This is a genomic window from Brachyspira sp. (assembly GCF_050873525.1).
Taxonomy (GTDB): Bacteria; Spirochaetota; Brachyspiria; order Brachyspirales; family Brachyspiraceae; genus Brachyspira.
Window position 1 is genome coordinate 1 of record NZ_JBNMIZ010000114.1, and the last position, 8,161, is coordinate 8,161.

The following is an 8,161-nucleotide window of genomic DNA, read 5'->3' on the forward strand; positions in this document are numbered from 1 at the left end:
AAAAAAAAAAATAGATAATTTTATAAATAGTGTAAAATTATAATATTTGATTACTATAAAAAAAAATATATAATATAGTTATAAATTTTTAAGGAGATTAAAACATGGCGGAATTGCGTTATAATCAATTACTCGGAGATTATGTTATGATAGCGAGTCATAGGCAGGACCGTCCGCAAATGCCTAAAGATTACTGTCCTTTCTGTCCGGGAAGCGGAAAAGTTCCCGATAGTTACGATGTCCTTTGTTATGACAATGATTTTCCAGCGCTTTCTTTCGACCCGCCTTTGCCAGATGAAGTCGATAACGGAAAATTATTTATTGCAAAACCGTCCGTTGGAAAATGCGAAGTTATTTTATATTCTTCCAACCATAATACCACTTTACCCGAACTTTCAGTAGAACATATAACAAAACTCGTCAAATTATGGCAGGAAAGAATGGTTGCAATCGCTAAAAATAAAAAAATTAAATATATAATGCCGTTTGAAAATAAGGGCGAGGTTGTGGGAGTGACTATGCCTCATCCTCATGGACAAATTTACGGTTATAGCTGGATTCCTTTGAGAGTAAAAAGAAAAATAGAAATGGCTTTGTCTTATTACAATATTAATCAAAAATCTTTATTCGGAGATATGCTTAATCAGGAAATCGAAGACGGAAGAAGAATAATTTTTGAAAACGACCATTTTGTATGTTTTTTGCCTTTTGCGAGCGAATATCCTTACGGAATAATGATTATGCCGAAAAAAAATGTAATGGCGATTAATAATTTCAATAAAAAAGAAACTGTGGCTTTGGCGGACGCGCTTAAAAAAGCGACAATGACTTTGGATTTGCTTTTTGATATAAAATTTCCTTATATGATGTGTATGTTTAGCGCTCCAGTTAATGACGGTTTTAATTATAAAGAAATTTGGCGTTATCATATAGAATTTTTTCCTCCTATGCGAAGTAAAGAAAAACAAAAATTTAACGCTTCTTCCGAAACGGGCGCTTGGGCTTCATGCAATCCAACGAGTCCAGAAGCGATGGCTGCGAGTTTGAGGACAGCATATTTCAGACAAATGGGAATGTAATAAATGTCGTTAAAAGTAAGCGTAATTATTCCTCATAGAGTCGGCGAGAATATAGAAAATACTCTTGCGGGAATATATATGTCCGATTACGATAAAAATAATATTGAGATTTTTCAGGCGGAAGGAACTCATCCAACCGTTCAGAGAAACGAATGCATAAAACGGGCGTCTGGAGATATAGTTTATTTTATAGATAACGATTCTATGGTAAATCCTAATAATATAAAAAAAGCGGTAGAAATATTTGAGAAAAACGAAAATGTCGCAATAGTCGGAGGACCAGCGATTCATAAAGTTAGTTCTTCAAAAGAAAAATATATTGACAAATGCATGCGTTCCCATTATGCCGTTGGACCGATAGCAAATAGATATAGCGTAAATAAAACTTCTTCCCGAGAAGGAACGGACAGAGATGTTATACTTTGCAATTTATTTATAAGGCTTAATGTTTTATTCGAAGCGGGACTTTTTAACGAGAGTTTATATCCTAACGAAGAAAACGCTTTGATAGATAAAATTCTTTCGCTCGGTTATAAATTAATGTATGACCCTCAGATAATAGTAAAAAGACCGCCGAGAAGCAGTTTGAGATTATATATAAAAATGCTTCTTAATTACGGACGCGGAAGATTCGAGCAACTTTACAGAGATTTTAATAAAAAAAATTTAATATTTACTCTCCCCGCGTTTTTCAGTTTATATATAATTCTTTCGCCGATAGTTTTATTTATTTTTCTTATTACGAAAATTAATTTTATCGCAGTTTATTTTATTCCGTTCGCTTTATATTTTGTAATGACTTTATTTGCTGGAATAATTACGGCGTTAAAAGAAAAAGGTTTTATAAGTAAAATCAAAGGCTTTTTTGTTTTTCCTTATATGTTTTTTATAACGCATTTTTTTTACGGACTCGGCTTTTTTTACGGAATAATTAGAATTGCAAAAGGAAGCAAGAGGACAATTAAATTTAATATAACAAAATTTAAATCCTTTGAATAAAATTATTATTCTTAAAAATACTTAAAATGAATCAATAAATCTTATAGTAAGAAATTTAATTTAGAAATCTCCGCTCTATATCAATCAAACATGCTAAAATTTTTATCACATTCAAAATTATATTACTTTTTTAATGATAAAAATTTATTAAATTAATTAATCAAATTTATTTAAAAAAGCTTTTAATTCGTCTATAGTAATAACAAATACGGTTCTATTATCGGTTAATTTTTTCAAGCGCTCAATTTTAGTCGAATCGCCCGTTTTTGAATCTTTACGCTTATAATAATCTCCATCGCATATAGCTAAAAATATTGTATTTTTTAATGAAGTGTCTCTTGCATTTTTTAAGAATTCTTGAATATCCTTATATTGATTATCTTGCGCTCCGCCTTCGTCTTTAGTGTATTTATGGGAAACATAAAATTGAAAATTATTATATTCAAAATAAAAATCTATCGATTTTGCATCTTGATTTTTACTAATCAAATTTTCGCCTTTAAAAATATTTCCGTTTATTATAAAATATGCGTTCTTTCCGCCAGAAGGAAGCACTTTAAAATTTTTAACTCCGTCAACCGATTCTATTATTTTAGCCGCTATATTTTGATATATATTTTGCCTCGAAGGTTCTTTTGCAAATACGCATCTAAATATTTCGTCATTAATTACTTTCGCTTTTATCTCTTCAAAATCATATCCGAATTTATCAGCCCAATTTCTAATTTTTAATCTCATTTCGTTTGTGTCTATATCTTTCAATACTTCTTTGACATTTATTTGAATTTGCTTTTTATATAATTCATTATAATTCATATAAAGTTTCCTCTATAATCTTTTTTGCAAGTTTGTAATCCAATCTTCTTCTGTAGCAATTATCTTTTCGTAAACCTTTAAACGGCGTCAAAAATAAATCATAAGTTTCTTTTCTAAAAATATTAAGATTATGATTTAATTTTTCTATTATGCCGCTCACTTTATATTTTCTCGGAATCATTATTCTCGTTATGCTTCTTGAAGAAACTCTGATTCTGTCGGGAGATATTTCTTCTCCGTCTACAAATTTTATCGAAGGTTCTATTGTATTATCAATCGCTATCAATCCCAAATTTCCGTTAGGAACATTAAAACGAATATCCATATTAAGATTAGCTTGCGGAAGTTTTTTCTTCAAATCGCTTAATTTTCCCAAATATTTATTGTCGTTATACAAATCTATATCGTCCGAAAACTGTTTATATTTTTTGAATAAAGCCAAACAAACGGGATGCTCTGTATCGTTAAACATTTTTGAATTTAATAAAATATAATGACTCAATCTTTCTCTAAAAATATTCGCGTTAAAAAACGAAGCGGGAATTATAGCACCGACATAATCGCAATTTTCCAAACATTTTTCTAAAGAATATTTATATAAATCGTCATAAATAATATTTGGGAATTCTATATTTCTTCTTCTCGCCGAATTTTGAGCCAGATACGGCGGATTGGTTATGCATACTTTAAAACCTTTCGGAAAATTTTTTAAAGTGTCCCGCTTTATAATAGATTTATTTTGAGGCTCTATATCAAAACTCTTAAAATCGGAACATAATCCCATATTTTGAAGCATATTTATCAAATTATTCGCTCCAGCAAAAGGCTCTAAAATAGTAACTTTATTCAAATTGCATTCTTCAGCCCAATTAAGAAATCCGTCATTTTGAAAAGGATTATATGTCGTAAAATATTGTCCAAGCTCTCGTTTCATTTTTATAATATAGCATAAAATTTTGTAAAGTCAATTATTATCTATTTTGATTAAATAATTTACAAAATAATTAATTAGCGAAATAATAAGCGTCTTCGCAAAAAGAAACTATCGCGCAAGTGGAAAGTTCTGGGTCCATCATATAGCTTTCCGTTAAAGTAATTCCAAATCTTTCGGGTTTCAATCTGTCAAAAATTATTCTATTTCCAAACATATTAGTCAAAGCCTTATAGCCGAAAGAATATCTGCAGCCGACATGTTTCCTCTTTCCGTTATTATTTAAGCAAAGCAAATTATCCATATTCGTTTGAAGTATGTCTACATAGTTTTCGATTATATTTATTCCAATTGCATTATAAAAATAATAATCTTTATAATCTGAATTATCGTATAAGCCCTTCAAAAAATTTGCAAATTTATTTCCCAAACTCACAACGGTAAAACCAATTGTATCTTCCTTTTCGTCAAAAAAATCCACTATAGAATTATAAGGTTCGTTTGGCATTCTTTCCAAAGGAATCTCAATTATTTTGTCGGTTAATTTATTCTCTTCGGCATCGAATATATAGAGTTTATCGTTTTCGGTAAATGTTTTATAGAATCCGTAAATCATAACGACTTCCATCAAATTATTTTCTATAATGTTATTTTTCATTTCCTCATATTTCGGTTCTACTTTATTTTTTATCATTTCGTTATATTTTTCCATATCCTGATTTTTTGTCGAATATCCGAATCCCGCTCTGAATAATCTGATTTTATTTATCATATCGAAAGCTTCTTTTTCGATTTTCTTATTAAAGTCAAAAACTTTGCTCCCGTAAAACGGAGGCTTATTAATTGAATGTAAATGATTCTTATGATTTATTTGCATTATCTCTATCCTTTATAATTTCTTTAATCGCGTTTATATTTTCAAAACCGTCCTTGCAGTAAAATATTTTAGCCATTCCTTCGTATGCCTCTTTGCAGTCTTTTTCGACAAACTCTTTCGTAAGTGCGGCGCCTCCGAGCAGAATCGGAATTTTTAATCCTTTTTCTTTTATATAAATCAAATTCTCTTTCATTACTTCGGTAGATTTTACAAGCAAGCCCGACATTCCTATGCAGTCCGCTTCGTTTTCAAAATAGCTTTCCAAAAATTTTTCTATTGTAACTTTTGTCCCGATATTAACCGTTTCAAATCCGTTATTTTTAATAATTATTTCTACCAAATTTTTTCCCACATCATGCACATCGCCAGCGACAGTTCCCAAAATTATTTTAGCCGTTTTTTCCTGTTCCGTTTTCGTCAAATACTCCGATAAAAAATCCACGCTCTTTTTCATTACTTCGGCAGAACCCAAAACGAAAGGAAGCTGAATAGTTCCTTCTCCGAATTTCATTCCTATATCGTCCATTGTCGGAAGGAGAATTTCGTCAATTATTGCTTGCGCGAATTTTTTCTCTCCGCCGAAAATATCGCAGTTTATTTTAGCCTCGTTTAAGAGATTTTGCATATCCTTCCATTCTCCGTCAACCATAGCGTCTCTTATCGCTTCTATTATTGGCTTTTTTACATTTACATTAATATCTTTAATTTCTTTTTTATCCGAAAAATGATTTATATAATTTATAAGCGGTTCTTTCGTATTGCTTTTATTATAAATAAGTTCTCTTGCAAGTTCTATTTCTTCGTCTGCAATTTTTGAGAGAGGAAGAATTTGAGCGACATTTATTATCGCCATTGTGAGTCCATGATTTATCGCTTCGTATAAAAAAACGGAATTAAGAATTTTTCTCGCTTCTTCTTTTAATCCGAAAGAAATATTTGAAACTCCCAAACTTATTGACGACTCGGGATATTTTATAGAAAGTTCTTTTATCGCTTTTAAAGTTTCCATTCCAGCTTTAAAACTGTTTTCGTCTCCGCTTGCCAAAGTAAAAGTCAAAGGGTCGAATATAATATCATGCGGATAAATATTATGAGTATTAACCGCTCTTTCAAACATCCTATCCGCAATAGCAACTTTATCTTTTACTGTAAAACCCATTGATTTTTCGTCTATAGTAAGAAGCATTATTGCCGCTCCGAATCTTTTTGCCAATTTGCATATTGCGTCAAATCTTTCTTTTCCCTGTTCCATATTAGCCGAATTTATAATTGGTTTTCCGCCGTAAATTTTTAAAGCCTCTTCTATAACATTTGGTTTTATTGCGTCTATAACTAATGGAATCGATATTTGTTTAATGTAGGAAGAAATTATTTTTTTTATATCTTCTATTTCGTTTCTGCCTGCCCAAGCTACACTAATATCTATAGCATGACTTCCAGACTTCATCTGCTTAATCCCAACATCGAGTATTCCATCCATATCGCCCGCAATCATAAGCTCTCTAAAAACTTTACTTCCCGTGGCGTTGCTTCTCTCTCCAATCATTAAAGGCGCTGGTTCTTGTTTAATGCTTGCAATATTGAATAAACTTGCAATATATGGACGAGGTTTATTTAACTTCGGTTTTTTAGGTTTAAAATTTTTCGCTTTTTCGGATAACGCTTTTATATGTTCTGGAGTAGTTCCGCAGCAGCCTCCTATAAATGCAAGTCCGTCCAAGTTAAAAAATTCGCTATTAATATCGGCAAATTCTGTAGGAGTCATTCCGTAATAAGCTTTTCCGCCTCTGTTTTGAGGAAGTCCCGCGTTGCTGTGAATCGATATGGGCAAATAGGATATTTCGGTTAATTTTTTCAAATGCCTCATTGCCATATCTGGTCCAGTTCCGCAATTCATACCGATTGAAAATATATTTAAATTCGATAAAACCGTGTAGGCAGTTTCAATATCCGTTCCCAAAAGCATAGTTCCTTCTTTTTCTATCGTAACTGAAACCATTATTGGAATATAGCCATCAATATCCGCGCATGCCAAAATTCCCGCTTTAAGCTGCAAAATATCTTGAGCCGTTTCAAGTAAAATGATATCCGCTCCTCCGTCAATCAATCCTCTTATCGCTTCGGTATATCCGTTATAAAGTTCGTCAAAACTTATTTGCCCCAGACTCGGAAGTCTTATTCCGGGTCCCAAACTTCCCGCCACAAAAACATCTCTATTCGCATTCGTATTTTTTTTATATTCTTCTATACTTTCTTTAGCGATTGTCGAAGATTTTTTTGCAATCTCATAAGACATATCGCTTATATCATATTCTCCCAAAACTGATTGGAAAGCGCCGAAACTGTTGGTTTTTATTATATTAGCGCCAGCTTTCAAATAATCGGTATGCACTTCTTTCATTATATGCGGAGCGGTTATATTAAGAATTTCGTTGCATCCTTGAATATCGTTTCCGTTTATAATCCATTCTCCTTTTTTAATTTCTTTTTTTTGAAGTTCCGTTCCCGTAGCGCCGTCAATTATTAAATATCGATTTTCAATTAATTCTTTTAATCTTTCTTTTATTTTAATAAATTTATTCATAATTATATTTTTTATTCCAATAATTTTTTATTTCAATTTAAGAATTTTAATTTTAATCTATAATAACGAATATCACAAGGCAAAATATTTGATTTTAATTTTTTAATAATTATTGCCCGATATTAAAATACTCGCAACGATTATTAAATAAAAAAGCGCCACATTAAATATGACGCTTTTTCTTATCTTATCGTTTTTTATTAGTTTTTAGATTAAAATGTTATTATTGTTTACTAATATCAGTAGGTCCAGCATCACTTGTGGCTGTTCCAGTGGAAGCGCTTTTAAATGTAATACTTGCACCAGAAAGTTCTGTAACTCCTATATCATCTCCCTTTATTGTGTATTCCGTTCTTTCAGAATTCCAATCCGCTTCGGGTATTTGAAAAGCTGTTGAAATAGGACTAGTCATTGTCAGATATCCGCTATCGCTTATAGTAAAACTTACATCTGTTCCGCTCCAAGTTCCTGCAATACTGGAAACTTTAAATGTTGTTGGTTCTGTGGCTTTATCCTTACAAGAAACAAAAGCAACGATTAAAACTGATAAAACGATAAGAAATAATTTTTTAGAATTCTTCATTGAATTCCTCCTATAAAATAAGTTATTTATAACTAAACAAGGATTTTTTATTTTCCTTGATAAGCTATCGAAAGTAATTGAAGTTAAAAATGTTTTAACTAAATTTAGATTGGCAAAATAATTTTTAATCGTCATCGCCATTAGGCGCACAGCGTGTGCGAGTGAAACGAAGCAATCCACTATTAATGAAATTAAATTTTTAAAATCAAATTCTATTAATTTTGGATTACTTCGGACTTCGTCCTCGTAATGACTGATTATTGCAAATTTATTTTTTGAAAAACAAATAAAG

General features: G+C 31.2%; 7 protein-coding genes. 2 read left to right on the plus strand and 5 right to left on the minus strand.

Going from position 1 to position 8,161, the window contains the following annotated elements; all coding sequences use genetic code 11:
• Nucleotides 1–104 precede the first annotated feature (104 nt).
• Nucleotides 105–1,079, plus strand: coding sequence for a galactose-1-phosphate uridylyltransferase (galT, locus tag ACR0QS_RS08385; protein ID WP_432632993.1), 975 nt, complete (start codon nucleotides 105–107; stop codon nucleotides 1,077–1,079).
• 3 nt (nucleotides 1,080–1,082) lie between these two features.
• The gene (locus tag ACR0QS_RS08390; RefSeq protein WP_432632994.1) at nucleotides 1,083–2,078 is read left to right on the plus strand and encodes a glycosyltransferase; all 996 of its coding nucleotides are present in this window, start codon (nucleotides 1,083–1,085) and stop codon (nucleotides 2,076–2,078) included.
• 156 nt (nucleotides 2,079–2,234) lie between these two features.
• Here ACR0QS_RS08390 and ACR0QS_RS08395 read toward each other — a convergent pair whose 3' ends face one another.
• From ACR0QS_RS08395 to ACR0QS_RS08415, 5 genes are all read right to left on the minus strand, one after another.
• Nucleotides 2,235–2,894, minus strand: coding sequence for a hypothetical protein (locus ACR0QS_RS08395; RefSeq protein ID WP_432632995.1), 660 nt, complete (start codon nucleotides 2,892–2,894; stop codon nucleotides 2,235–2,237).
• Nucleotides 2,884–3,828: an Eco57I restriction-modification methylase domain-containing protein gene (locus ACR0QS_RS08400; protein WP_432632996.1), complete on the minus strand. Its 945-nt coding sequence runs from the start codon at nucleotides 3,826–3,828 to the stop codon at nucleotides 2,884–2,886. The genes ACR0QS_RS08395 and ACR0QS_RS08400 overlap by 11 nt, the downstream gene beginning before the upstream one ends.
• A gap of 70 nt (nucleotides 3,829–3,898) precedes the next feature.
• Nucleotides 3,899–4,702: a vitamin B12 dependent-methionine synthase activation domain-containing protein gene (locus tag ACR0QS_RS08405; RefSeq protein ID WP_432632997.1), complete on the minus strand. Its 804-nt coding sequence runs from the start codon at nucleotides 4,700–4,702 to the stop codon at nucleotides 3,899–3,901.
• Entirely contained in the window at nucleotides 4,686–7,286 is a 2,601-nt protein-coding gene (locus ACR0QS_RS08410) for a homocysteine S-methyltransferase family protein (RefSeq protein ID WP_432632998.1), read from the minus strand. Before ACR0QS_RS08410 ends, ACR0QS_RS08405 begins: the two co-directional genes overlap by 17 nt.
• A gap of 223 nt (nucleotides 7,287–7,509) precedes the next feature.
• On the minus strand, nucleotides 7,510–8,161 hold a 652-nt coding region (locus ACR0QS_RS08415), incomplete at its 5' end, for a hypothetical protein (protein ID WP_432632999.1).

Coding starts and splice junctions, on each gene's coding strand:
- ACR0QS_RS08390 (WP_432632994.1), top strand. CDS start 1,083: ATGTCGTTAAAAGTAAGCGTAATTATTCCTCATAGAGTCGGCGAGAAT.
- galT (WP_432632993.1), top strand. CDS start 105: ATGGCGGAATTGCGTTATAATCAATTACTCGGAGATTATGTTATGATA.
- ACR0QS_RS08405 (WP_432632997.1), bottom strand. CDS start 4,702: ATGCAAATAAATCATAAGAATCATTTACATTCAATTAATAAGCCTCCG.
- ACR0QS_RS08410 (WP_432632998.1), bottom strand. CDS start 7,286: ATGAATAAATTTATTAAAATAAAAGAAAGATTAAAAGAATTAATTGAA.
- ACR0QS_RS08395 (WP_432632995.1), bottom strand. CDS start 2,894: ATGAATTATAATGAATTATATAAAAAGCAAATTCAAATAAATGTCAAA.
- ACR0QS_RS08400 (WP_432632996.1), bottom strand. CDS start 3,828: ATGAAACGAGAGCTTGGACAATATTTTACGACATATAATCCTTTTCAA.